Here is a 24,412-nt window from a genome sequence, read left to right as displayed (position 1 = left end):
ACCCTGCAGCACAAGTGAAAACCGGATGGAGGGACCACTATGTCCTCTCGTCGTCGCGGCTTGCTGGCCGCGGCGGTGCTCGTCGCCTCCGCCATGCTGCCCTTGCCCGTAGTCGCGCAGGCGCAGCCGGACCAGAGCACGGCCAGTGTGTCGGACAGTCAGCAGACCGGCACCGCCACTTATGTTGTGCGTGGCACCACTTCCCAGTCACGCACCGCGATCAGCCGCTTCGACGTGGACATCTACGGCGTCGACAGCGGCACGCTCACCTTCGCGGCCACCCCGAAGCAGGCCGCCGCACTGCGCAAGGCCGGGTACAAGCTGGAGCAGCTCGCCCAGCCGCTGGACTTCCCGCCTGCCGACTCCAACTACCACAACTACGCCGAGCAGACCGCCGAGCTGCAGAAGATCGCCGCCGACCACCCGACGATCGCGCGGCTGTCCTCGATCGGCAAGAGCTTCCAGAACCGCGACCTGTGGCTGCTGAAGATCAGCGACAACGTGGCCACCGACGAGTCCGAGCCCGAGGTGCTGTTCACCTGCCAGCAGCACGCCCGCGAGCACCTCACCCCGGAGATGTGCCTGCGGATCGCCAACCGGTACACCGACCTGTACGGCACGGACACCGCCATCACCACCATGGTGAACACGCGGGAGATCTGGATCGTGACGAGCGTGAACCCGGACGGCTCGGAGTACGACATCGCCACCGGCAGCTACCGTGCGTGGCGCAAGAACCGGCAGGGCAACGGCACCGACCTGAACCGCAACTTCGGCTACAACTGGGGTTGCTGCGGCGGCTCCAGCGGCTCGACGACCAGCGAGACCTACCGTGGGCCGTCGGCGTTCTCGGCGCCCGAGACGCAGCGGGTGCGTGACTTCGTCAACTCCCGGGTGGTCGGCGGTGTGCAGCAGATCAAGGCGAACATCGACTTCCACACCTTCAGCGAGCTGATCCTGTGGCCGTACGGATACACCACGGCCAACACCGGTCCGGGCCTGAACGCGACCGAAGAGCGTGCGTTCCGGACGCTGGGCCAGCAGATGGCCCAGACCAACAGCTACACCCCCGAGCAGGCGTCCGACCTGTACATCACGGATGGCACGATCAACGACTGGCTCTGGGGCGTGCACAAGATCTGGAGCTACACCTTCGAGATGTACCCACGTTCGGGCGGAACCAGCGGTTTCTACCCGCCCGATGAGGTGATCCCGAGGGAGACGCAGCGCAACGACAGCGCGGTCGCGTTGTTCCTGAGTTACGCCGACTGTGTGCCGCGCGTGATCGGCGGCACCTGCTAGTCCTCCCACTCGATGACGTCGGCGGGGTCTCCGACGGCCACCTGGCCCGCTGTCACCACAGCGAACTTGGTGCCGAACGAGACCCCGCCCTCGGGTTCCCGCCGGTAGCGGGCGAGTGTCTTGGTCGGCTCGTGCCCGGCGCGCCTGCCGGTCGCCTGGTCGACGGTCGGCACCACGCACCGGACCGCGCGTTTCTCCCAGCCCGCCTCGATCCCGCCGATGGTCATCCGCCGCACGCGGTCCTCGGTGTGCGGCTCGGGCCACCCGGACAGCACGATGTTCGGCCGGAACCTGTTCATCGGCAACGCGTCCAGCCCACCCGACTGCAGGATGAGCGCATTCAGATTGTCCAGCGACGACATGCTCGTCACGTGCAGGGCGTGCGCGTCGGCGAACCCCGCATACCCCCGGGTGAGGCCGTTGGATCGCCGCTCGTGGCCGGGCGTGATCCGCACCAGCCGGCACTCCTCGCCCATGTACTGCGAGAACCACTCCGCCGGCCCGGCGCCCTGGTGCACGGCCTTCCCGGTCCAGGTGAACAGCAGGACCTCGACACGTTCGCCGTCCAGGACGATGTCGAACTCCGCGTCGGGCATCCCGGGAGCGGACAACCCGAGCGTCGTCTCGCCCAGCCGCGGCCGGATGACCGCCATCTGCTCGTGCGTCCGCTGGGTGATGAACTTGCCGGTGGCGTCGACGACCATGAACAGCCGGTCGCCGTCGAGCCCCATCGGCCCGGCCCCTGACCGCGGCAACGACTCGCCCGCACACCCCTTGATCGGATATCTGACCAGCTCAACCACCTCAGCGCGCATACCCCAAAGCTAAAGCACGCGCGCGGAGGACGCCCCCGAGTTTCACCAGCGGCTACAAAATGGGCGCGGGGACGTAGCCGGCGGCCTCGGGGTAGTTCTCGAGGACCTCTTCGACGCGCTTGACGACGGCCCGGATCTGGCTGTCGGCGACGCCGGTGAACGAGAGGCGGTCGGCGAGCAGCGTGTCCAGCTGGGGCCGGTCCAGCGGGATCCGGGAGTCGGCGGCGAGCCGGTCGAGCAGGTCGTTGTCGGCGATGCCCTGCTCACGCATGGCCAGCGCCACGGCGACGGCGTTCTCCTTGATGGCCTCGTGCGCGGTCTCGCGACCGACTCCGGCTTGAACGGCGGCCATGAGGACCTTGGTAGTAGCCAGGAACGGGAGGTACCGGTCCAGCTCGCGGGCGATGACGGCCGGGTACGCGCCGAACTCGTCGAGCACTGTGAGGAACGTCTGGAACAGGCCGTCCAGGGCGAAGAACGCGTCCGGGAGGGCGACGCGGCGGACCACGGAACAGGACACGTCGCCCTCGTTCCACTGGTCGCCGGACAGCTCGCCGACCATCGACAGGTATCCGCGCAGGATCACCGCGAGGCCGTTGACCCGCTCGCACGAGCGGGTGTTCATCTTGTGCGGCATGGCGGACGAGCCGACCTGGCCCGGCTTGAACCCCTCGGTGACCAGCTCGTGCCCGGCCATCAGCCGGATCGTCTTGGCCAGGCTGCCCGGCGCCCCGGCCAGCTGGACCAAAGTGGACACGACGTCGAAGTCGAGCGACCGCGGGTACACCTGGCCGACGCTCGTCAGCACCCGCTCGAAACCGAGGTGGGAGGCCACCTTCAGCTCGAGTGAGTCCAAAGTGGACTCGTTGCCGCCCAACAGGTCCAGCATGTCCTGAGCGGTGCCGACCGGGCCCTTGATGCCGCGCAACGGGTATCGCCCGATCAGGTCACTCAGCCGCTCGAACGCGATCAGCAGCTCGTCCGCGCCCGAGGCGAACCGCTTGCCGAGGGTCGTGGCCTGCGCGGCGACGTTGTGCGAGCGGCCGGCCATCACCAGGTCGGAGTGCTCGGTGGCCAGCCGGGCCAGCCTGGCCAGCACCGCGAGCGTGCGGGACGCGAGCAGCTCCAGCGAACGCCGGATCTGCAGCTGCTCGACGTTCTCGGTGAGGTCGCGCGAGGTCATGCCCTTGTGCACGTGCTCGTGCCCGGCCAGCGCGTTGAACTCCTCGATCCGCGCCTTGACGTCGTGCCTGGTCACCCGCTCGCGTGCGGCGATCGAGGCCAGGTCGACCTGGTCGAGCACGCGCGAGTAGTCGGCGATGACCGCGTCCGGGTCCGCGCCGCCGAACGACACGCCCAGCTCGGCCTGGGCCTTGAGCACGGCGAGCCACAGCTCCCGCTCGAGGACGACCTTGTGCTCCGGGGACCACAGCTGGACCAGCTCCACCGAGGCGTAGCGGCCGGCGAGCACGTTCGGGATGCGCGGCTTTTCACTCACGTTCACACAGCGTAGGCCATCACAGGTGCAGCTCCGGGTCGGTGGCCAGGCTGACCAGCTGATCCAGGGTGAGCTTGGCCGCAGACCCCGGAGCCGGCTCGCCCGCCGGGTCGTGGCCGTAGGTGTTCACGGTCACGACCGAGCCGTCCCGCCGGAAGTGCTTGGCGATGATCATGTCCGCGGACTGGAGGGTCTCCAGGACGACCGTGCTCTGGTCGGGTTGTATCCGGACGTCGCAGCCGGGGCAGTCCTTGCTGACCTTGGCCGGGTCGTCGGCGGCGTGGATCTCCACGATGACCCCGGTCTTGGTGCCGTGCATGACGTACCGGACGGTCCCGCTCAGGTACTTCTGGCCGGCGAAGATCTGCCCCTCGGCCTCGCCACCGAACGGCCGCACATCGATCTGCGTCACCCCCGGGACCATCGCGGGGAACCGGGTCGTGAGGTACGACTGCATGTCCTTCCCGCGCTGGGTGAGTTGCTCCACGCTGCCCGTTGGCTGCGTGGATGTCGCGGCCGGCGGGGCCGCGACGGTCAGCTCCGCGGGTTCACCCCGGGCTATGCCGAGGACGACCGGCACGGTCACCGCGGCAAGCGTCACGGCCGCGGTGCCAACCCCGACGGCGACCAGCGCGCGCCGCCGACGGACCAGCCGTTCGGCCATGCTGACGATCTCGTCCAGGTCGACCCGCATCGGTGGCTCGTCCTCGACCGCGGACCGCAGGCCCTCACGCAGTTCCTGCTCGCTCACGACACCACCCTCCTCGCCGGCCTGCCGGCCGTCAGGTTGTCGACCACCAGGCGCAATGTCTCCAGCCCCCGCGCGGTCTGGCTCTTCACGGTCCCCTCGGAGCAGCCCAGCACCGCGGCGGTCTCGGCGACCGACAGGTCGTCGAAGTAGCGCAGCACCAGCGCCGCCCGCTGTCTGGGCGGCAGCTCCAGGAGCGCGCGGTGGGTCATGTCCTTGGCCCACGACCGGGCCTGCGCCAGCTCGGGATCGGCGCCCGCGTCGGCGAAGTCCGGCGGCGCGGCCACCCGCAGCTCGGTGCGCCGCCACGGCCGCCGCTTCTCGTCCAGCCACGCGTTGAGCAGCACCTTGCGGGCGTAGTTCTGCATGCTGTCGGTCTTCTGCACGGTCGGCCAGGCCCGGTAGATCTTGATCAGGGTGGTCTGGGTGAGGTCCTCCGCGAGGTGCCAGTCGCCGCAGAACAGGTAGGCGCACCGGCGCAGCGCCTTGGCCTGGTCACCGGCGAAGGCACGAAACCGCTCCTCGTCGGACTTGCGCACTCCCGCTCCCTTCGCGTCTCCCTTACTTCCTCACGGTTGGGGCCACGCAAAGGTTGACAAGCTAAAGCTGGAGAGTGGCCTTGAGCATCCGGCGGGCGGTCGCGCGGGGATCCGAGTGGATCTCGATGATCGCGTTCAGCACGGCCCCGTCGACCAGGTGCACGATCTGCTCCAGGCGCTCGCGGTCCACCGGCAGGCCGCCCTTGGCGAACATCTCGGCGAGCAGGTCGTACATCTCGCCGGAGAGGATCTGCATCAGCGGCCGCAGGTAGGGCCGGCGCCCGGTGGCGACCAGCCGCTCGTAGCGCAGCAGCACCGCCTCGGACTCCGGTTCGTCGCCGAGCAGCTGGTCCAGCACCATCTCGATCAGGGTCTGCGGACCCGGGTCGGTCATCGCCCGCAGCTGCGCCCAGCCGCGGGCCAGCTCGATCCGGGCGTGGTGCTCGACCGACGCGGTGATCAGCTCGTCCAGCGAGTCGAAGTAATACGTGGTGGAGGCCAGCGGCAGGCCGGCGCGCTCGGCCACCGCCCGGTGCCGGATCGCGTCGAACCCGCCCTCGGCCAGCAGCTGCGCACCCGCCTCGATCAGGGCCTGGCGGCGGCGCTCACCCTTGGGTGTACTCGCTGTGGTCATGGTGTGACCAGCGTAGGTCAGAACTTCTGGGCCAATCTCGCCACCATCTGGCTGCCGGACTCGAGGAACGGCGCCTCGGCCAGCTCCGGCGTCGGCTGGCTGACCAGGTACACGGTCGCGCCGCTGGTGGCGCCGGTCGAGGAGAAGTCCTGCGTGCCAGGGACCTCGATACCGAGCGGGGCGAACCCGGCCGACACCCCCGGCGGGATGACGACCAGCGAGACCGTGCCCGACCGGGCGCCATCGGTGACCTTGAACGCCGCGCCGCGGCTGCGCGGCGGGCAGCCGAACGGCACCTTCACCGCGTCCTTGGCGTTGGGGGCGGCCGGGAGCTCGCTCGCGAGGGCAGCAGCGAGCTCCCGGTCCGCCGTTTCGCACCCACCACTAGGGGTGCGGGTGCTGGGCGAACCAGCACCTCCAGCCGGGCCATCTCCCTGCTTAGAGGGCACCGGCTGGTCGTACGGGGCCGCCAGCGACGGGGTCTCCACCCGGGGAGCCGCCGCTCCGGCTTCGCCTTTCATAGTGCCACTGTTGGCGGTATCCGCGCTGCCGCTGGAGGCGCTCACAGCCGCGTTCGAGTTAGAAGTTCCACCCGTTAGGGCGACAGCGGTGATCCCGCCACCACCCAGGAGGACCACCGCGAGCACAGAACCGACAACAACGTTCTGCCGGTGACGCGCGGACGCGCGTTCCGACGCCCTGCGTACCTCGCCCGTGCCGAAGGTGGCCGGTGGCGTGTCCCGCACCGCGTCCTTGAACAGCTCACCCAGCTTCTTCTCGTCCACCTGTGTCCACCTCCTCACGACGCCGGCCGCAGATCGTCCAACGTGTCGCCCAGCGCCTCGCGCAGGGCCGCCAGGCCGCGCGCGGTCTGGCTCTTCACCGTCCCCTCGGAGCACTTGAGCGCCTCGGCGGTGGCCGAGACGTCCAGGCCCTCCAGGAACCTCAGCACGAGCACCGCCCGTTGCCGCGGCGGCACCCGTTTCAGGCCGTCGACCAGAGCCGTCCTGGTCGCGACCGTGTCGCCGACCTCCGCGCCGGACTGCGGCGGCTCGGGCATCTCCTCGACGTACCGTTCCCGCCGCCACGGCCGGCGCGACTCGTCGATCATCGCGCGCACCACCGTCCGGCGGACGTAGGCGTCCAACGCCCCGCGGTCCCGCACCTTGCGCCACCGCCGGTGCAACGCGACGAACGCGGTCTGGGCCAGGTCGTCCGCGCGGTGCCAGTCGCCACACAACAGGAACGCGGTCCGGCGCACGGCATCCAGCCGGGCCTCGAAGTACTCCGCGAACTCCTGCTCGTCGCGTTGGTCCACGCGGACTCTCTCCGCTCGTCGTCTTCGGATAAGGGACGGACCCCGTCACCGACACGGTTGCATGATGTCGCGTTGAGTTCTACGCCACACTCCGCTCCGCCTTGGCCCCGGGGCGGCCTCATGTGGTGTGATCGGGTCGTGACCTCGCCGATCATCGACCTGCGCTCGGACACCGTCACCACTCCCGACCAGCGTATGCGGACGGCCATGGCCACGGCCGTGGTCGGCGACGACGTGCTGGACCACGACCCCACGATGCTCAGACTCGAGGAGCAGGTGGCCGAACTGCTGGGCGTCGAGGCCGCGTTGTGGGTGCCGAGCGGGACGATGGGCAACCAGATCGCGCTGATGCTGCACCTGCGCCGCGGTGACCGGTTCCTGGCCGCGGTGGGCGCGCACGTGATCGTGAACGAGCTGGGCTCGGCGGCGTGGCTGGCCGGCGGCATGCCGGAGCCGCTCGCCTGGGACCTTTCCCCCGGTCAGTTCTCCGTGGAGGCGCTGCGGGCCTCGATCGGCGGCGCGGTGCCCTACCACGGGCTGCGGACGACGCTGTTGTGCCTGGAGAACACGCACAACGCGTCGGGCGGGACGGTGACGCCGCCGGACCGGCATGCCCAGCTCGTCGCCACTGCTCGCGAGGCGGGGCTGGCCGTGCACCTCGACGGGGCCCGGTTGTGGAACGCGTCCGTCGCGCTGGAGTTGCCACCCGCTGCGCTGACTGTGGGCGCCGACTCCGTGCAGGTGTGTCTGAGCAAGGGGCTCGGGGCGCCGGTGGGCTCGGTCGTGGCCGGCACGGCGTCGTTCGTCGAGGAGGCCCGGCGGGTGCGCAAGATGCTCGGCGGCGGGGTGCGGCAGGGCGGGATTCTCGCCGCCGCCGGTCTGGTCGCCCTGGAACGCCTTCCCGAGCTCGCCGCCGACCACGAGAACGCTCGCACGCTGGCCAACGGGCTCGTCGAGCTGGGCTGGGAGGTCACGCCGCCGCAGACCAACATCGTGATCGCGGCCGTGCCGGACGTCGAGCACGCCCTCGCGCAGTTGCAGCGGATCGGGATCCTGGCCGTGCCGATGTCCGGCCGGATCCGGTTCGTCACCCACCGGGACGTCAGCGCTGACGACATCGCGGAAACGTTGCGACGACTGGCAAAGGAGTGACATGCGCTGGATCGTGTTCGACTACGGCGAGGTGATCAGCAGGCGCACCCGCGCGCTGCCGGACCTCGCCGCCCTGGCCGGGGCGGACCTGGGCGCTTTCACGGACGCGTACTGGCGGCACCGGCGGGACTACGACGCCGGCCTGCCCGATCTGGACTACTGGCGCCTGGTGGCGGGTCTGGATGTGGACGAGACCCTGGCCGGCCAGCTGACCAAGACCGATGTCAGCGGCTGGCTGGAGGTGGACCCGTCCACTGTGGAGCTGCTGGGCGAGATCGTCGCGGCGGGCGCCCGGCTGGCCCTGCTGTCCAACGCGCCGTCATCGTTCGGGCGCGCCGCAGAGGGCCAGCCATGGACCCGGCAGTTCTCGCAGCTGTTGTTCTCAGGGGATCTCGGTGTGGTCAAGCCGGACACGGAGATCTGGGAGGCCTTGGTCGCGCGCCTGGGAGCGTCCGTGGGCGACTGTGTGTTCCTCGACGACCGTCAGGAGAACATCGACGGTGCCACATTGTTCGGTTTGAAAGCGCATCTGTGGACCTCGGCCGCCGACGCGCGCCGGTACCTGACCGAGATCGGGGTGTTATGAGTTGATCTGGCGCCGCTTGATCGCCCCATAGGCGATGGCGCCAACAGTGCCGACGGCGGCGATGATCAGCAACCACTTGAAGGCCGCGAAAATCCAGCCGATCAGCATGAACGCGAGCCACATCACGACGATCGCGCCGATGATCCGCACCAACATCTAGAGCCTCCCGGTCCCTGCGGAACTCTCAAGAGGTGAACGATCCGCGCCCACCGCCGGTTCCCACACCACCAAGTGAACCAGCGGTGGGTGCGCCCGACTATCGGGAAACCCCCGGATATTGCGGCTCAGGGTCGGCCGGGGCGGTGTCGCCCAGGTCACGGCCCCGGGATCACGCCGGGAGCCAGCCGCCGAGCCGGTGCAGGCCCTCCTCGATCTCGGCGCGGGATCCGGCGAACGACAGCCGGATGAACTTGCGGCCGTCCACCGGGTCGAAGTCGATGCCGGGCACCAGGGCCAGACCGGTCTCGGCGAGCAGCCGCTGGCACCAGCTCATGGTGTCGTGCGTGAGGTGCCGGACGTCGGCGTAGATGTAGAAGGCGCCGTCGGCGGGGGCCAGTTCGGTGATGCCCAGCTCGGGCAGGCCGGTGAGCAGCAGGTCGCGGTTGGTGCGGTAGCTGTCGACGTGCTGGTCCAGCTCCTTGTAGGCCTCTTCGGTGAAGTTCGCGACGGCGGCGTGCTGGGCGATCGCGGGGGCGCAGATGTTGAAGTTGCCGATCAGGCACTCCACCGCCCGGTGCAGGCGTTGCGGCACCAGCAGCCAGCCCAGCCGCCAGCCGGTCATGGCGAAGTACTTCGAGAACGAGTTCACCACAACGGATTCCCGGCCGAACTGCCACGAGCACGCGGTTTGGCCGCTGTAGTCGATGCCGTGGTAGATCTCGTCGCTGATGAGCTGCACGCCGTTCTCCACGCACCACCCGGAGATCGCGGCGAGTTCCGGCGCGGCGAGCACCGTTCCCGTTGGGTTGGCGGGACTCGCGACCACAACACCCTTCAAAGGCCCTGCGGCTTCCAGCATTTCCACCGTCGGCTGGAACCTTGTTGTTGCGTCACAAGGAAGTTCGACGATCTCACAGCCCAGCGCCGCGAGAATGTTGCGGTAGGCGGGGTAACCGGGACGAGCGAGCGCGACGCGGTCACCCGCATCGAACGCCGCCAGGAATGACAGCAGGAAACCTCCGGAGGATCCCGTTGTCACCACGACATCCTGCGGTGCGACCTCGAGCGAGTACATCCGCTCGTAGTGACCCGCGATGGCTTCCCGCAGCTCCGGGATGCCCAGCTGTTCGGTGTAGCCCAGTTTGTTGCCGTGCAAGGCTTTTTGCGCGGCTTCCAGCACCGGCGCGGCCGCCGACGCGGACGGTTGGCCTGCTGCCAGCGAGATGACGTCGCCGCGGGCGCGCTGCCGGGCGTTGGCCGCCTCGAGAACGTCCATCACATAGAACGGCGGCACCGCGGCCCGCGCGGCAACAGTCAAAGGATCCATGCGGCCACACTAGTTAGTAGCCGCGGTACGCGCCTCCGCCCGCCATCGCCTTGATCCCCGGCACGTTGTCCAGGCTCCCGTACCGCGAGATCGCGTAGTTGACACCCGCGCAGATGTTGTCGACCGGGTTCCAGATGTCGTTGTGCCCAGCGATCTTGTAACTGTTGAACGTCGGGTCGATACACTGCATCAACCCCTTCGACGGTGTTCCCTTCGCGGCGTTGGAGTCCCAGTTGTTGATGGCGTGCGGGTTTCCGCCGGACTCGTGCTGGATGATCGCCCAGATCTTCGGCACGTCCGCTTCGCTGACGTTGATGCCGTTGGCGCGCAGGATCTCCAGCGCCTGCTTGATCCAGTCCTGCACGTTGCCGGGCACCGGGCCGGCGGGCGGGCCGCCGCTGGAGCCGAGGCTGCCGTGGAAACTGCCGCTGCCGCCGCCGCTGCTCGTGTGCCCGCCACCGCCACCACCACTCCCTGAACCGGCGGCGGCATGGTTCGCCGCCGGGGTCGCGGCCGCGGTGTTCGTGGTGGAGTCCTGTTGCTGCAACGGTGTGCGGTCCCAGCCCGCGACGTTGCCGTGCTGCGGGACGTAGGGCTGCGTGCCGGGGTCGGGGATGTCGGTGAAACGGGTGCTGAGGTTGGCGGCGGCCTTGATCTCGCTCGCGGCGCCGCTCAGGACGCTCTCGGTCTCCTTGAGCTTGTTCTCGATGTCGGTGGCCGCGGCCTGGCAGATCGGCCGGACCGCCGCGTCGAACTGCTCGGGGGTGGCGTCCGGGTTCTGCTGGCGGAACCGGTTGACCTCGCCGATCACGCCCTCGCAGCGGGTGGAAACGAACGACTTGGCCTCGTCGATGGCGGTGGCGACCTTGCCCAGCGCGCCGCCCGCCTTGGTCATTGACTCGGCGGTCGCCGTGCCCGCGTTGGCGAACCGGGACATGTAGGACACGAACTGGTCAGCGGAGGCGCCCTGCCAGGCGTCGTCCAGGGTCTTGACCGCGTCGGCCACGCCCTTGCCGTTGGTGCCCATCCCGGTGCCGGCCTTGGTCAGCCGGTCGGCGGCCTCCTTGATGGCGCCGGAGTTGGCGTGCTCGACCTTGTTTGCCGCGGCGAGCACCGCGTCGCCCCCGGGGTAGCCGGCCACCGTCTCCGCAGCGCTGCCCACTTCTCGTCTCCCCAGTTCTGTCTAGACCGCCATGGACTTGGCGATGTTCGTCTCGTTGTGCGACACGCTCTGCACCACCGCGTCCAGCGCCCGCGCGATCCCGTCGAGGAGCTGCTCGGCTTTGTCGAACTGGCCGGACATCAGCGTGTTCAGCTCGTCGACGGCACTGGAAACGGCCGTGGAGCTGGGCAGTGTGCCGTAGGCGGACGCGTCGCCGTGCACGTTGTGGAACGAGTCCGCGATCTCGCCGAACTTCGGCTTGAAGTTCTGCACGGTCGTCATGCAGTTGTTGATCGCGTCAATGTTGTAGTCGGCCACGTCCCCACCCTTCGGCACCGATCTGACGGCTCGAAGGCCGCCGCGGTTCCCCGTCACTCTAGAACGGTTCGCGCGGTCACTAGATCTCTTCGAGCAATTCCCACACGCAAGAGGCAATGCGGTGGTTGTCGGCCGGGGTGACGGTGCACCACAAACGGCCGTCGGTGCTCGGCCGGACCAGATCCAGGTAACGGCCCTGCTCGGTGTCGTGAAACGCGACAACCCGGTCAGCACGGACAATCCGCTGGTCACGGTGCCTGCGTTCGGCGCCGAACTGGCCGCGGGTGGTGATCCCGGCCAGCATCGCGGTCATCGACTGGGCGTCTTTCAACGCCACGCCTTTGTCCTGCAGAGTGGTGATGAAAGCGCGGGTATCGCCTTTCGACCGGTCGTCCGCCGCGGCGACCAGGTCATTCGGCAGGCTCACCGACCGGCCAGGTCCGGGCCCCATTTCCCCGGCCACCGAGACCGCCGATTCGGCGAGCGCGGTGTCCCGCGACGGGATCAGCCACACTTTCCCTTCGTCGATCACGGCGAGCTGCGCCATCCGCCCGGTCCGCGCGGCGAACACCTTCACCTCGCGCCCGGCCCACACCCACCCATCGACGCTGACATCCGGGTGCGCCAGCACCTGGAGCCGGTCGGCGAGTTCGCCGAGCACCCGGCCGCCGTTCGCCAGACCGCGGGCCTCCAGCTCCGCCCACGTCTGCCGGACGAGCGCGGCCCGTTCGGTGTGCGTCTTGCCGGGGCTGGGCACGTCCAAAGCCACGTGCCGCTGGGGCAGCCGCTCACTTTCCCAGATGACGTCGAACTCCAGCGCGGAGAGGACGACGCTGCTCACTCGTCGTCGTCTTCGCCCAGGACGGACGGGATGACCATCCGGTCGTCGGCGAACACATCCTCGGCCGCGATCCCGTACTTGCGCACGTGCTCATCGTCCTCTTCGCCCTGCGCGGTGCCCGCGGCGGGCTGCATGAGCGACGACCCCGGCTTGCCCTTCGCGCCGACCCGTTCGGCCGCACGCGCGGCGGCCTCCTCACTGGGCGACCCACCGATGGCCTGCGCGCCCCGCGACCCCGCGGGCGGGCTGACCCGCCCGGTCCCACCGCCGCGCACGATCCGGTCCTTCTCCGCGGTCGCCCCCACCGCAGCGCCACCCCCAGCCCCACCAGCCATCCCGACGATCGCCGTGTCGAGCCCGGCCAGCGACGGCCGGAACGGCGGCGGAGCGGGAATGGGCGCCGGGCCACTGAGCGGCGGCGCGGGCATCGGCCCGATCCCCGTCACCTTCCCGGGCACCCCAGGAACCCCCGGCTGCCCACCTGTCGTGGGTCCACCGGGCAACCCAGGCTGTCCGCCGGTGATCGGCTGGCCCCCGGTGATGGGCTGGCCGGTGATCGGGTCGAACTGCACCGCGGGGCCGCCACCACCAGGGACGTTGACCTGCGAGAACCCAGGGCCGCCACCGGAAGTACCTGGGATGGAAGGCCCTTCGGTCCCGCCGAACCCGGCGATGCTGGTGCCGATCGGGTTGTGCTGGATCGGCTGCGGGTTGAGGTTCAACGCGGGCGGGACGGGCAGCTGCTGGTAGCCGGACAGGTTGGACTTGCTGGCGTCGGCGTACCCGTTCATCGAGTCCACCGCCTGCTGCCGCGCCGCGCGGGTCTGCTGGACCTCCTTGGAGTGGTCCGTGGTGTGGCAGAGCAGGGTGTCCATCACGTTGTACTGGTCGGCGCCGCGCAACTTGCTCGACTCCGGGACGGAATGACACGTCCGCGAGAAGTCACTGCCCTGATTGCCGACCGAAGTCGCGGACCCGTTGATGGTCCCGTTCGCCTCCCCGCCGTACTGCGCGGAGTCACTCATGACGACCGCGGCATCCTCACTGGAGTCACCGGTCCACTCCACGCCGATCTTCTGCAGCTCGGTGCGGAGGGTGTCATCAGTCTGCTTGAGGGCGGTCGCGATGTTCTTGAGCGCATCCACCGCCCGGTTCATGCTCTCCGAACCCGGCCCTTGCCGAAGCTGGTCGACCATGCGAGCGAGTTCCTGGTTCGAGTAGCCATCGAAGCGGTAGTCGCCGATGCGGGGCTCAGTGGACATGACAGGTCCTCACTTCAGAGTCTGGAGAGTCTGCATGGCGAGACCCGCCGCTTGCTCGCTCTTCTCACACATCTGGTTCTGGCTCAACACATCCCGGTTGATCGGCCGGAACTCGACAGTCAGCTGCTGCCCGTTTGCGACACCCACCGAGGTCCAGCAGTTGAAGGTGGTCGTGCCGCGGATCTTGTAGCTGGCGGCCGGGAAGCCCTCGACGGACACCAACTTGGCGTCGGCATTCCGCTTGCCGCTCAGCCACGGCTCCATGCCCTCGGTAGTCACCAGCCAGACGGTGTAGTCGAAGAAGGTCTGGCCTTCATTGCCGTCCATCAGGCACTGCGCCGCGCCCTTGAAGGTCTCGTCGGTCTGCACACCGTTGCGCTGCCGGGTGACCTTGATCTGACCGAGCTGGGCCTTGGTGAACAGCTTGCAGGGATCAACGCCGTCCAGCTTGATCTCGCGGGGCCGCGGCGGGATGCTCACGCTCGGCGCGGGCCCGGCTCCGCCGCCGGCGGGCGCCGAACTGGCCGGCACCGGCTCCCCGGCGTTGGTTTCGGTGCATCCGGCCAAGGCGAGCCCTGCGAGCACCACGGCGGCGGTCGCCAACCTAGACAACGGTCGTCCCAAAGGTCGCGGCGATGTCCTGCTCGTTGAAGCCATAGGTCTTCGCGCTGTCCTTGAGCTGGGCGACCAGCTTCTTGAGGCTGAGCACGTACTCGGTGATCCGGGAGGCGTAGGAGTCGTCCGCGCCCACCAGCCGGTAGTTCCAGGCCCGAGCCGCGTCCTGGCTCACCGGATCGTCCGCCGCGGCATCGACGACCAGGGTCGGGGCCTTGTTCCGAAGCATGTCATCCAGGGCGTCGATCTGGGTTTGGATGATCTTGGCGGCGGCCAGGACGTTGTCGTGGTTGACCGTGAGAGTGGCGTTGGGAGGGGCTGTGGGGATGGCTTGGATGGCCTCGTTGACGAAGGCGCCCACTCCGGTGGCGAAAGAGCCGGTCGTCTCGTTCATGCACGCACCCCCGTACGTTTCCGTAGTCGTCCGGTCCCGCATTGCAGGCTACCAACGACTGGCAGAGGCCTACGGGAAGTTTGACGGAAGAACGCGGCCGGAGGTTCCCCCGAATCAGCGAGCGACGGGGACGGCGACCTCGCCGCGGGACGCACGCAGCGCGATGTCGGTGCGGTGGTGGGAGCCGGCGAGGTGCAGGTTCTCCACCCGGCGGTAGGCCTCCTGGCGAGCTTCCTCCAGGTCAGCGCCCACGCCGACGACGGACAGCACGCGCCCGCCGATGGACACCACAGCACCGTCGTCGCGGCGGCGAGTACCGGCGTGCAGCACGCCCTCGGCCTCGCTACCAGCGATAACGTCACCCGTCCGTGGACGGCCCGGGTAACCCTCCGCAGCCACCACAACGGTCACCGCAGACCCGGGGGCCCACTCCAGCGGCGGCTGGGACGCGAGGTCCCCGGTGGCCACGGCCTTGAGCACGACGCCGAGCGGGCTGCGCAGCAGCGCGAGCACCGCCTGGGTCTCCGGGTCGCCGAACCGGCAGTTGAACTCGATGACCTGCGGACCCGACGGCGTCAGCGCCAACCCGGCGTAGAGCAGACCCGAGAACGGCACGCCCTGCGCGTCCATCTCGTTCACCACGGGCTGGACGATGGTCTTGACGATAGTTTCCACCAGATCGGGCGACGCCCACGGCAACGGCGCGTAAGCGCCCATACCGCCCGTGTTCGGCCCGCTGTCCCCGTCACCCACACGTTTGAAATCCTGCGCGGGCAGCAACGGCACCACCGTGCGCCCGTCGACCAGGCAGAACAGCGACGCCTCGGGCCCCTCGAGGAACGACTCGAGCAGCACCGGGTGACCGCCGTCGAGCAACGTCATCGCGTGCGCACGGGCCGCGGCGAGGTCGGACGTCACCACGACACCCTTGCCCGCGGCCAGGCCGTCGTCCTTCACCACGTAGGTCGGCCCGAACCGGCCCAGAGCCGCGTCCAGCCGCGCCGGGTTGTCGACGATCTCGCTGGTCGCGGTGGGCACCCCGGCCGCGGCCATGATCTCCTTGGCGAACGCCTTCGACCCCTCGATCCGGGCGGCCTTGGCAGACGGCCCGAAGCACGCGATCCCCGCGGCCCGCACGGCGTCGGCGACCCCGGCGACCAGCGGCACCTCCGGTCCGATCACCACCAGGTCGGCCTGCCAGCGCTGGGCCAGCGCGGTGACCTCGGCCGGGTCCGCGGAGTCGACACCGTAGAGCTCGGCGACAGCGGCTATGCCCGCATTGCCCGGGGCGCAGGCCAGCGCGACCACCGAAGGGTCCCGCGACAAGGCGAGGGCGAGGGCATGCTCTCGGGCACCAGACCCGATGACCAGGACGCGCACGACCGAAGAGCGTAGTTCACCCGGATCCCCGCCCGGATCACCCGGTCCTTCGAGGCGGCAGCTGCTAGCGGGCTATTAGCTAACTAGTTAGCTAATAGCTGGCTAGCAACTACCCGGTTAGTAGCTAGCCCGTTAGTAGCTAGCCGGTTAGTAGCTGACCAGTTAGTAGCTACCCCGGTAGTAGCTAGGCAGTTAGCAGCTAGGCGGGTAGTAGCTAGGCGGGTAGTAGCTAGGCGGCTATCCACTGCCTGGCTAGTAGTTGGCTGGGGGGGTGGCTGGCTGGCCGGACGTGGGGCGGTTGGTGGCTCTCACCGTGGGGGTGTCATGAGGTTAGGGCTTGTTTGGCGCCGGGGTGGAGCGGGACTGGGTCGGTCTTGACCGCGGTCTCCTTGGTGATCTCCTTCGCCGAGGGGTGCGTCTTTTCGAGGTCCGCCTTCTTGTCGAAGATCAGCTTGGTGATGGCGCAGGCGTTGCCCGCTGGGAAGTCGTCGCGGACCAGCAGCAGGTTGGGCACCACGATGGTGGGCACGTCGGCGGGCAGGCTGTAGGTCGCCGCGGGGATGGCGCCCTGGTCGTAGACCTCGTTGAGTTTCTTCAACGCGGGCAGCGACGAGGTGATGTCGATGAACTTGACCTTGTCCTTCATGGATGTCGTCAGGTCGGTGATCTCGGGGGTGGGCAGGCCGCCGGACCACACGAGGCCGTCGATCGTGCCCGCCTTCATGCCGTCGACCGACTGGCGCAGCGCCAGTCGTTGCGGTGAGAGGTCGCCGTCCTTGAGGCCTTCGGCCTGCAGCAGGCGGTTGGCGATCACCTCTGTCCCGGATTTCGGCGATCCGGTGGAGATCCGCTTGCCGCGGAAGTCCTTGATGCTGTTGATCCCGCTGTCCGCGCGCACCACCACCTGGGTGTAGTTCGAGTAGATCCGCGCGAGCGCTTGGATCTTCTGCGGTTTGCCCTCGAACGAGGACTTGCCGTTGACCGCGTCCGCGGCGGTGTCGGCGAGGGAGAACGCGATGTCGTAGGTCTTGTCGCCCAGCTGCTGGATGTTCTGCACGGACGCGCCGGTGTCCGCCGCGGTCGCCTTCAGCTTGGTGTTGTTGCTGATCAGCTGGGCCAGGCCGCCGCCGAGGACGTAGTACACGCCGCCGACGTTGCCGGTGGCGATGGTGATCCGGCCGTCGGCCGCCTCGCAGGCCACCTGCTGTCCGGGTTGTGGCGCCGCACCGGTGTCGCGTTTGCCACCGCAGCCGGTGGCCACGAGGGCCAGCCCCAGTACGCCGACGAATGCCTTACGCATCTTGGGTCTCCTTGGGTCTCAACAGCAGGTGCACGACGACCGCGGCGAGCGCGAAGCCCACGCCGATCGCGATGGACACCGGTTGGAGGTAGAGCAACAGCAACGCGGCCGGCACGCACAGGACGCGTTCCGGCCACCGGGCCGGCCCGGCCAGCCAGCCCGTGGTGACGACCGCCAGTGCGGCCACGCCGATCGCGGAGACAACGGTCACCCAGACCACGTCGAGGAACGGACGCTGCAACAGCAACGCGGACCCGTTGTCGGTGAGGACGAACGCGATCGGCACGAGGAAGGCGGGCAGCGTGTACTTCCACGTCTGCCACATGGTTTTCATGACCGGTCCGCCGGTGATCGCCGCGGAGGCGACGGCCGCGAGCGCGGTCGGTGGAGTCACTTCGGACAACACCGCGTAGTAGAAGATGAACATCGCGACCTCGGGAGTGGCCGCGCCCAACGTGATCAGCGCCGGGCCGATGACCACCCACGAGATGATGAACGACGCGGTGACCGGGACCGCGAGTCCGAGCACGCACACCGCGACCGCCGCGAACACGACAGTCAGCGCGAGCACCACGGTTGGGTTGGAAGACAACGCATGCGCGGCTTTCACCAGTGCGTCGGCGAGTTCCTGGCCGAGCCCGGTCTTGGTGATCGTCGACGTGATCACCCCGGCCGCCGCGCACACCGCGACCACTGGCAGCGCCCCGCGAATGCCCTCGGACAACGCGTCCACGAGTTCCCGCAGCCACGCCAGCAGCGCCGCCCGCTTGTCATCCTGGAAAAGCTTGGCGGCCAACGAGAACAGCGCGGCGACCCCGGACGCGTAGACGACCGCGGCGAACGGCGGGATGTCCAACGCCAGGAACACCACGATGATCGCGAGCGACGCGAAGTGGTAGCCGCCCTTGAGCAGCAACGAGAACGCCTTGGGCGTGTCCACGTCGACCGAGTGCGCGCCGAACCTCCGGGCGTCCGCCTCGACCGCGAACACGATGCCCAGGTAGTACAGCAGCGTCGGGATGATCGCCCAGAGCAGGACCGTCAGGTACGAGGTCTCCAGGTACTCGGCGATGATGAACGCGGCCGCGCCGAGCGTCGGCGGGGACAGGATCGCGCCGATCCCGGACGCCGCCAGCAGACCACCGGCGTTCTCCCGCGGATACCCGGCCTTCTTGAGGATCGGCCAGGTGATCGCGCCGAGCGTGACCGCGGTCGCCGTGCCCGAGCCGCTCACCGTTCCCAGCAGGAACCCGGAAAGCGCGGTCGTGCGGCCGGGTGCGGTGCGCGACTTGCGGAACACCGCGAAGCTGAAGTCGACGAAGAACTGCCCCGCCCCGGAGTTCGCGAGTACCGCGCCGTAGATCGTGAACAGCACGATGTACGTGGCCGCGACGTCGAGCGGTGTGCCGAAGAAGCCGTTGCTGGGGTCGTAGAGGGCGCTGATGATCTGGTCGAAGTCCATCCCGGCATGCGCGATCGACCAGCTCGGCGGCAGGTACCCGCCGTAGTACGCGTACGCGAGGAAGGCCAGGCAGACGATCGGCAGCACCAGGCCGGTGGTCCGCCTCGTCGCCTCCAGGATCAGCACCAGCAGCAACGTCCCGGCGATGATGTCCGGAGTGGACAGCTGGCCCTGCCGGTCGAGGAACGCGTCGAACCCGCCGAGCACCGGGTACAGCGCCACGACCAGCGTCAACGCGGACAGCACCCAGTCGATCGGGCCGGGGTCGTCCTTGTCGCCGCCGGTGCGCCCGAACGGCCGGTAGGACAGGAACACCAGTGGCAAACTCGCGCCAAGGAAGATCACCAGATAGAACTGGTTGCCCTGGTCGAACGGCAGGAAGACCTGCTTGAGCACGAGGACCGCGATCGCCGCGCCGACGATCCACAGCGCCCGTTCCCAGCGCGGGGACAGCCTGCGCGCGGGCCGTTCCTCGTCGTGCTGGCCGACGATCTCGGCCAGGTCAGGCTGCTTTTCCTCGGCTTCGGAGACCGCCAACCCAGCCCTCCTCGAACCGGATCTTTCCCACCGGACTGCAAGCACGTTACCTCTTGGCGTGGGCCCGATCACAAGATTGACTGTGCTATCGGTCCTCGCTCCGCTCGGACGGGCTTGTGGAGACATCCGGCACATCGTTGACTCGCACCCGAGACGTTCACCGGGACTTGGCCTTCCGTGCAGGAACCCCGGTTAGCGTCCGTGCACTTCGCAACGAGGAGGCAGGACATGAGACGACTCGCCGCGCTGGCGTTGTCGGGGGTCGCGTTGGTGGCCGTGGTGAGCTCCGCCGCCGCAGACCCGCAAGCCGAGTCGTACGGCGGGCACGAGGCCACGCCGACGATCTTCGGGCACCGCGGTGCCTCGGGCTACCGGCCCGAGCACACCCTGGCCTCGTACGAGCTCGCCGCGCGGATGGGTGCGGACTACATCGAGCCCGACCTGGTGACCACCAAGGACGGCGTGCTGGTGGCCCGGCACGAGCCGGAGATCAGCGGCACCACCGACGTCGCCGACCACCCGGAGTTCGCCGGCCGCAAGACCACCAAGAACCTCGACGGCGTGCAGACCACCGGCTGGTTCACCGAGGACTTCACCCTCGCCGAGCTGCGCACGCTGCGCGCCAAGGAGCGGATCCCGGAGTTCCGCCAGCGCAACACCATCTACAACGGCAAGTTCCAGGTCCCGACCTTCCAGGAGGTCATCGACCTGTCCAAGCGGCTGTCGCGTGAGCTGCACCGGCAGATCGGCATCGTGCCGGAGATCAAGCACTCGACCTACTTCCGCCAGCAGGGCAAGGCCATCGAGCCGAAGTTCGTCGAGATGCTCAACCGCAACGGCCTCAACCGGCCGGACGCCAAGGTCGTCGTGCAGTCCTTCGAGGTCGGCAACCTGATCGAGCTCAACCGGGTGCTGCGGGTCCAGCTGGTGCAGCTGACCGGCGCCACCGGCCAGCCGTACGACTTCACAGTGAAGGGCGACAAGCGCACCTACGCGGACATGACCACCCCGGCGGGCCTGCGCGACATCGCGAAGTACGCCGACTGGCTGGGCCCGGACAAGAACCAGATCATCCCGCGCAACGCGGCCGGGTTCCTGCAGGCGCCGACCTCCCTGGTGGCCGACTCGCACAAGGCCGGCCTGAAGGTCGTGGCGTACACGTTCCGCGCGGAGAACAACTTCCTGCCCGCGGACTTCCGGTCCTCGGCCAACCCGGCCGAGTACGGCAACCTGTTCGGTGAGTTCCAGAAGTTCGTGGACACCGGCATGGACGGGTTGTTCACCGACAACACCGACATCGCGGTGGAGTTCCGGAACAACTTCAAGCACTGAGCTTCCGGCAGCCTGTATGCCGCTTGTATACGACCTGTGTACAAGCGGCATACGTGTTGTTCAGGCCTGGGCGAGCGCGGGTGTGCGGTCGAGCAGGCCACGGCGGGCCAGCTCCGGGCGCACGCCCTCGCCGAACCAGTAGGCCTCCTCCAGGTGCGGGTAGCCGGACAGGACGAACTCGTCGATGCCCAGCGAGTGGTACTCGGCGATCAGGTCGGCGACCTCGGCGTGGCTGCCCACCAATGCCGTGCCCGCGCCGCCGCGGACCAGACCGATCCCCGCCCACAGGCCCGGGTAGATCTCCAAGCCACGCACGCCTTTGCCGAGCGAACCCCGGTGCAGCTCGACCATCCGCCGCTGACCCTCCGACTCGCTGGCCGCCAGCTGCGCCTGTGCCTTGGCGACCTGCTCGGGGTCGAGCGCCTCGAACAGCTTGCGTGCCTCGGCCCAGGCCTCCGCCGAGCTGTCCCGGGAAATGGTGTGCAGCCGGATGCCGAACCGGATGTCCCGGCCGCCGGCCAGCGCGCGGACCTTGGCGATCTTCTCGGCGACCTGCGCGGGCGGTTCACCCCAGGTCAGGTAGACATCCGCGTGCCGGGCGGCGACCGGGAGCGCGGCAGGCGACGAGCCGCCGAAGTACACACTCGGGGCGGGGTCGGGCGGCGCAAGTGTGGTGGCCCCGGCGACGCGGTAGTGGGCGCCGTCGAAGTCGAACGGTTCTCCCGACCACACGCCACGCACGATCGTAAGGAACTCGTCGGTACGGGCGTACCGCTGGTCGTGGTCGTGCCAGTCGCCGAACCGTTGCTGCTCAATGGCATCGCCGCCAGTGACGACGTTGAGCAGCAGCCTCCCGCGGGAGATCCGCTGGTAGGTGCCGGCCATCTGGGCCGCCAGGGTCGGCGAGATCACCCCCGGCCGGAAGGCGACCAGGAACTTCAGCCGGGACGTCTGGGCGATCAGCGCCGCCGTGGTCAGCCAGGCGTCCTCGCACCAGGTGCCGGTCGGGGTCAGCACACCGGTGAAGCCCAGTTGCTCGGCGGCCCGCGCGATCTGGCCGAGGTAGTCGATATCGGCCGGGCGTTGCGCCGGGGCGCCGAGGGACTTGTTGGCGTGGAAGCGTTCCACGATGGTCCGGCCGTCCCCGGAGGTGGGCAGGAACCAGTGCAGGGTGATGCTCATTTGCTGCTCCTAGCCGCGTCCAGGTCGGCCGCGTACCGCTTGTCGACGAATCGTACGAAGTCCACTTTGGACGTTAGCGTCCGGTCATCGGTGAACGTGTCGGCGAGTTGCTGCTCCGAGCCGATCAGCTCGTCGTCGATGGCGACCGGCAGGTCGGGGCCGCGGCCGGTGGCGGCCTTGGTGATCGTGGTGGCCAGGCCGGTGTCGTTCGACCATGCCTGCGCCCACTCGTCCCGGTGACCGTCCGACCACTTCTGGGCCTTGGCGATGCGGGTGACGTAGTCCTTGATCGCCGCGGCCTTGCCAGGGTCGTCCAGAGCCGCGCGGCCGGCCACCTGGAAGGTGTAGCCGTTGGCGGTTCCATTGCCGTCGACCAGAACCCGGCCGTTGGCCTCCAGCAGTGCCTGGGAGGTGTAGGGATCCCAGATGGCCCAGGCGTCGACCCGTTTCTGGGTGAAGGCGGCGTACGCGTCGGCGGGCTGCAGGAAGTTCAGCTTCACGTCCTTTGTGGACAGACCGGCCTTCTTGAGGGTGAGCAGGATCTGGCCGTGCGCGGAGCTGCCCTTGGCCACGGCGATGTTCTTGCCGCGCAGGTCCTGGACGGTCCGCAGCGGCGAGTCCGCGGGCACGACGACCGCGTCGCTGTCGACGTTGCCCTTGGCGGCGCTGACGACGGCGATCTTGGCGTTGGCCGCGGCGGCGAAGATCGGCGGCGTGTTGCCGACCCCGCCGATGTCGATGGCGCCACCCGAGGCGGCCTCCAGCAGCGGCGGCCCGGAGGTGAACGTGGACCACTCGATCTTGTACGGCGCCTTCTCCAGGCCGGCCGCGGTCAACAGTGCCTTGGACGAACCCTTCTGGTCACCGACCTTGAGCACGACCTTGGTCAGGTCGTCGCCGCTGGAGGCGGCGGGCGCGCTCGTTGCGCAGGCGGCTAAGGAGAACGCCGTCACGGCCAGCAGGATTCCGTTACGCAGTCGCACTTTCGCTCACTCCCAGGTCGGCGAGGACAGCGGCCCGGTCATGTGCACCCGGCCCGTATTCACTGACGATCTGCCCGCCGGCCAGCACCAGCAGGCGGTCGGCGAGCCGCAACGCCTCGTCGACATCGTGGGTCACCAGCAGCACCGACGGCCGGTGCGCCCGCCACAGGTCCTGCACCAGGCGGTGCATCGCGAGCCGGGTCAACGCGTCCAGCGCCGCGAACGGCTCGTCCAGCAGCAACAAGTCGGGCTCGCGGACCAGGGCACGGGCGAGCGAGACCCGTTGCGCCTCGCCGCCGGAGAGCTGACGAGGCCACTTGTCCGCGTGCTCGGCCAGCCGCACCTCTTCCAATGCCTGCAACGCCAACGGCCGTCCGGCATCGGGCCGGTGCAGGCCGAGCACGATGTTGCGCCACACGCGGCGCCACGGCAGCAGCCTGGGTTGCTGGAAGGCCACCGAGACCGTGCCGCTGACATGGACCTCGCCCTCGATATCCCGGTCGAGGCCCGCGAGGACCCGCAGCAGCGTCGACTTGCCGGAACCGCTGTGCCCGAGCAGCGCGACGAACTCGCCGGGCGCGATCTCCAGGTCGAGCCCGTCCAGCACGACCCGGTCGCCGTACCGCTTGGTCAGCCCTTTCACGCCCGCCACTGCAACGCCCTCTTCTCCAGCAACCGCACCAGGGCGTCGGTGACCAGCCCGAGGATCGCGTACACGACCAGCCCGACCACGATGATGTCGGTGCGCAGGAAGTCGCGTGCGTTGTTGATCAGGTACCCCAGCCCGGCATCCGCGTTGACCTGCTCACCGACGATCAGTGAAAGCCACGCGATGCCAAGCGACTGCCGGACCCCGACCAGCGTCTGCGGCACGGCCGACGGCAGGATCACGTGCAGCAGCCGCTCGGCCCTGGTGAACCCGAGTGCGGTGGTGGCCTCGATCAGCTGTGGCTCGGTGCCACGGATCCCGGAATGCACGTTGAGGTACAAGGGAAACGCCACGCCGAGCGCGACCAGCGCGATCTTCGGCTCCTCGCCGATGCCGAACCACAGGATGAACAACGGGATCAGCCCGAGGAACGGCAGCGTGCGCAGCATCTGCACCGGTGGGTCGACCAGCGCCGCGCCCCACCGCGACAGCCCGGAGACGATCCCCAGCACCAGCCCGGTCACCGCGCCGATCGCGAACCCGATCGCCACCCGCCGCAGCGAGACCACGAACGCCTCGCCCAGCTCACCGGTCCCGGCGAGGTCGACACCTGCTTTCAGAATCGTCCACGGCGAGCTGAGCTTGTCCTCCGGCAGCACTCCCGTACTGCTGGCGAGCTGCCAGAGGACGACTATCGCAAGTGGACTGATCCACCGCCGTAGGTCCGGCGGCCGCCACCGTCTGCCCGGCACGGCGGCGGCCGTTCGCTTCCGCTCGGCCAGGCCGGGACGGGCCGCGAGCGAGGTCTCACTCATGGGTCCCGAGTGTTCGGTCCCGCTCAGCGGACCGTCAACGCGTCCCGGATGGTGGGCCGGGGTCTTGCGCTTTCCCTTGGCAGGACTCGTCTCGCGGTGCGG

26 protein-coding genes are annotated in these 24,412 nt (G+C 68.9%); 4 read left to right on the top strand and 22 right to left on the bottom strand.

The window, feature by feature from the left end; genetic code table 11:
* Nucleotides 1–39 precede the first annotated feature (39 nt).
* On the top strand, nt 40–1,302 hold the full coding sequence (locus tag AB0J95_RS05845; protein WP_364752825.1) for a M14 family metallopeptidase: 1,263 nt from the start codon (nt 40–42) through the stop codon (nt 1,300–1,302).
* Here AB0J95_RS05845 and AB0J95_RS05840 read toward each other — a convergent pair.
* From AB0J95_RS05840 to AB0J95_RS05810, 7 genes are all read right to left on the bottom strand, one after another.
* A complete protein-coding gene (locus tag AB0J95_RS05840; RefSeq protein WP_364752823.1) occupies nt 1,299–2,117 on the bottom strand; it encodes an MOSC N-terminal beta barrel domain-containing protein in 819 nt (272 codons plus the stop codon). The genes AB0J95_RS05845 and AB0J95_RS05840 overlap by 4 nt on opposite strands.
* A 52-nt stretch (nt 2,118–2,169) precedes the next feature.
* Nucleotides 2,170–3,615 (bottom strand): adenylosuccinate lyase, encoded by a 1,446-nt coding sequence (purB, locus tag AB0J95_RS05835; protein WP_364752821.1) that lies wholly within the window; start codon nt 3,613–3,615, stop codon nt 2,170–2,172.
* A 19-nt stretch (nt 3,616–3,634) separates the two neighbouring features.
* Nucleotides 3,635–4,366, bottom strand: coding sequence for a hypothetical protein (locus AB0J95_RS05830; protein ID WP_364752818.1), 732 nt, complete (start codon nt 4,364–4,366; stop codon nt 3,635–3,637).
* Nucleotides 4,363–4,902, bottom strand: coding sequence for a SigE family RNA polymerase sigma factor (locus AB0J95_RS05825; protein ID WP_364752816.1), 540 nt, complete (start codon nt 4,900–4,902; stop codon nt 4,363–4,365). The genes AB0J95_RS05830 and AB0J95_RS05825 overlap by 4 nt, the downstream gene beginning before the upstream one ends.
* A gap of 61 nt (nt 4,903–4,963) precedes the next feature.
* Nucleotides 4,964–5,536, bottom strand: coding sequence for a TetR family transcriptional regulator (locus AB0J95_RS05820; RefSeq protein ID WP_364752813.1), 573 nt, complete (start codon nt 5,534–5,536; stop codon nt 4,964–4,966).
* 17 nt (nt 5,537–5,553) lie between these two features.
* Nucleotides 5,554–6,321, bottom strand: coding sequence for a hypothetical protein (locus AB0J95_RS05815; protein WP_364752810.1), 768 nt, complete (start codon nt 6,319–6,321; stop codon nt 5,554–5,556).
* 14 nt (nt 6,322–6,335) lie between these two features.
* A complete protein-coding gene (locus tag AB0J95_RS05810; RefSeq protein ID WP_364752807.1) occupies nt 6,336–6,854 on the bottom strand; it encodes a SigE family RNA polymerase sigma factor in 519 nt (172 codons plus the stop codon).
* A gap of 120 nt (nt 6,855–6,974) precedes the next feature.
* Between AB0J95_RS05810 and AB0J95_RS05805 the strand changes: the two genes are divergently transcribed.
* Both AB0J95_RS05805 and AB0J95_RS05800 read left to right on the top strand, forming a co-directional pair.
* Complete coding sequence (locus tag AB0J95_RS05805; protein WP_364752804.1) at nt 6,975–8,006, top strand: GntG family PLP-dependent aldolase; 1,032 nt, start codon at nt 6,975–6,977, stop codon at nt 8,004–8,006.
* Nucleotide 8,007: 1 nt separating this feature from the next.
* A complete protein-coding gene (locus tag AB0J95_RS05800; protein WP_364752801.1) occupies nt 8,008–8,592 on the top strand; it encodes an HAD-IA family hydrolase in 585 nt (194 codons plus the stop codon).
* On the opposite strand, the gene AB0J95_RS05795 is transcribed toward AB0J95_RS05800, so the two are convergent.
* The 11 genes from AB0J95_RS05795 to AB0J95_RS05745 all read right to left on the bottom strand — a co-directional run bounded on the left by AB0J95_RS05795 (nt 8,587) and on the right by AB0J95_RS05745 (nt 19,349).
* Nucleotides 8,587–8,748: a hypothetical protein gene (locus tag AB0J95_RS05795; protein ID WP_364752799.1), complete on the bottom strand. Its 162-nt coding sequence runs from the start codon at nt 8,746–8,748 to the stop codon at nt 8,587–8,589. The two genes, AB0J95_RS05800 and AB0J95_RS05795, sit on opposite strands and share 6 nt — an antisense overlap.
* 172 nt (nt 8,749–8,920) lie before the next feature.
* Complete coding sequence (locus AB0J95_RS05790; RefSeq protein ID WP_364752796.1) at nt 8,921–10,078, bottom strand: pyridoxal phosphate-dependent aminotransferase; 1,158 nt, start codon at nt 10,076–10,078, stop codon at nt 8,921–8,923.
* Between the two features lie 13 nt (nt 10,079–10,091).
* Nucleotides 10,092–11,240, bottom strand: coding sequence for a transglycosylase SLT domain-containing protein (locus tag AB0J95_RS05785; protein WP_364752794.1), 1,149 nt, complete (start codon nt 11,238–11,240; stop codon nt 10,092–10,094).
* A gap of 21 nt (nt 11,241–11,261) precedes the next feature.
* Complete coding sequence (locus tag AB0J95_RS05780; RefSeq protein WP_364752791.1) at nt 11,262–11,558, bottom strand: hypothetical protein; 297 nt, start codon at nt 11,556–11,558, stop codon at nt 11,262–11,264.
* A gap of 79 nt (nt 11,559–11,637) precedes the next feature.
* Complete coding sequence (locus tag AB0J95_RS05775) at nt 11,638–12,399, bottom strand: ESX secretion-associated protein EspG (protein WP_364752788.1); 762 nt, start codon at nt 12,397–12,399, stop codon at nt 11,638–11,640.
* Nucleotides 12,396–13,661, bottom strand: coding sequence for a hypothetical protein (locus tag AB0J95_RS05770; RefSeq protein WP_364752785.1), 1,266 nt, complete (start codon nt 13,659–13,661; stop codon nt 12,396–12,398). Before AB0J95_RS05770 ends, AB0J95_RS05775 begins: the two co-directional genes overlap by 4 nt.
* Nucleotides 13,662–13,670: 9 nt before the next feature.
* Nucleotides 13,671–14,273, bottom strand: a complete 603-nt coding sequence (locus tag AB0J95_RS05765; RefSeq protein WP_364752782.1) for a DUF3558 domain-containing protein — start codon at nt 14,271–14,273, stop codon at nt 13,671–13,673.
* On the bottom strand, nt 14,266–14,670 hold the full coding sequence (locus AB0J95_RS05760) for a hypothetical protein (RefSeq protein WP_364752779.1): 405 nt from the start codon (nt 14,668–14,670) through the stop codon (nt 14,266–14,268). Before AB0J95_RS05760 ends, AB0J95_RS05765 begins: the two co-directional genes overlap by 8 nt.
* Nucleotides 14,671–14,784: 114 nt before the next feature.
* A complete protein-coding gene (gene purD / locus AB0J95_RS05755) occupies nt 14,785–16,050 on the bottom strand; it encodes a phosphoribosylamine--glycine ligase (protein ID WP_364752776.1) in 1,266 nt (421 codons plus the stop codon).
* A 322-nt stretch (nt 16,051–16,372) separates the two neighbouring features.
* Nucleotides 16,373–17,350 carry a TAXI family TRAP transporter solute-binding subunit gene (locus AB0J95_RS05750; RefSeq protein WP_364752772.1) on the bottom strand — a complete coding sequence of 326 codons (978 nt, stop codon included), beginning with the start codon at nt 17,348–17,350 and terminating at the stop codon, nt 16,373–16,375.
* Complete coding sequence (locus tag AB0J95_RS05745; protein ID WP_364752770.1) at nt 17,343–19,349, bottom strand: TRAP transporter fused permease subunit; 2,007 nt, start codon at nt 19,347–19,349, stop codon at nt 17,343–17,345. The genes AB0J95_RS05750 and AB0J95_RS05745 overlap by 8 nt, the downstream gene beginning before the upstream one ends.
* A 228-nt stretch (nt 19,350–19,577) precedes the next feature.
* Here AB0J95_RS05745 and AB0J95_RS05740 point away from each other — a divergent pair, with 228 nt between their 5' ends.
* Nucleotides 19,578–20,681: a glycerophosphodiester phosphodiesterase gene (locus AB0J95_RS05740; protein WP_364752767.1), complete on the top strand. Its 1,104-nt coding sequence runs from the start codon at nt 19,578–19,580 to the stop codon at nt 20,679–20,681.
* A 60-nt stretch (nt 20,682–20,741) separates the two neighbouring features.
* On the opposite strand, the gene AB0J95_RS05735 is transcribed toward AB0J95_RS05740, so the two are convergent.
* From AB0J95_RS05735 to AB0J95_RS05720, 4 genes are read right to left on the bottom strand one after another with little or no spacing between them, the layout of a single operon-like run.
* Nucleotides 20,742–21,863 carry an LLM class flavin-dependent oxidoreductase gene (locus tag AB0J95_RS05735; RefSeq protein ID WP_364752764.1) on the bottom strand — a complete coding sequence of 374 codons (1,122 nt, stop codon included), beginning with the start codon at nt 21,861–21,863 and terminating at the stop codon, nt 20,742–20,744.
* Nucleotides 21,860–22,846 (bottom strand): ABC transporter substrate-binding protein, encoded by a 987-nt coding sequence (locus tag AB0J95_RS05730; RefSeq protein WP_364752762.1) that lies wholly within the window; start codon nt 22,844–22,846, stop codon nt 21,860–21,862. Before AB0J95_RS05730 ends, AB0J95_RS05735 begins: the two co-directional genes overlap by 4 nt.
* Nucleotides 22,833–23,498, bottom strand: a complete 666-nt coding sequence (locus tag AB0J95_RS05725; RefSeq protein WP_364752760.1) for an ABC transporter ATP-binding protein — start codon at nt 23,496–23,498, stop codon at nt 22,833–22,835. Before AB0J95_RS05725 ends, AB0J95_RS05730 begins: the two co-directional genes overlap by 14 nt.
* On the bottom strand, nt 23,486–24,310 hold the full coding sequence (locus AB0J95_RS05720) for an ABC transporter permease (RefSeq protein ID WP_364752757.1): 825 nt from the start codon (nt 24,308–24,310) through the stop codon (nt 23,486–23,488). Before AB0J95_RS05720 ends, AB0J95_RS05725 begins: the two co-directional genes overlap by 13 nt.
* Nucleotides 24,311–24,412 lie beyond the last annotated feature (102 nt).

Source organism: Actinocrispum sp. NPDC049592, assembly GCF_040675465.1.
Lineage (GTDB): Bacteria > Actinomycetota > Actinomycetes > Mycobacteriales > Pseudonocardiaceae > Kibdelosporangium.
Note: the sequence above shows the minus strand (reverse complement) of the source record. Positions and strands in the feature narration are given on the sequence as shown.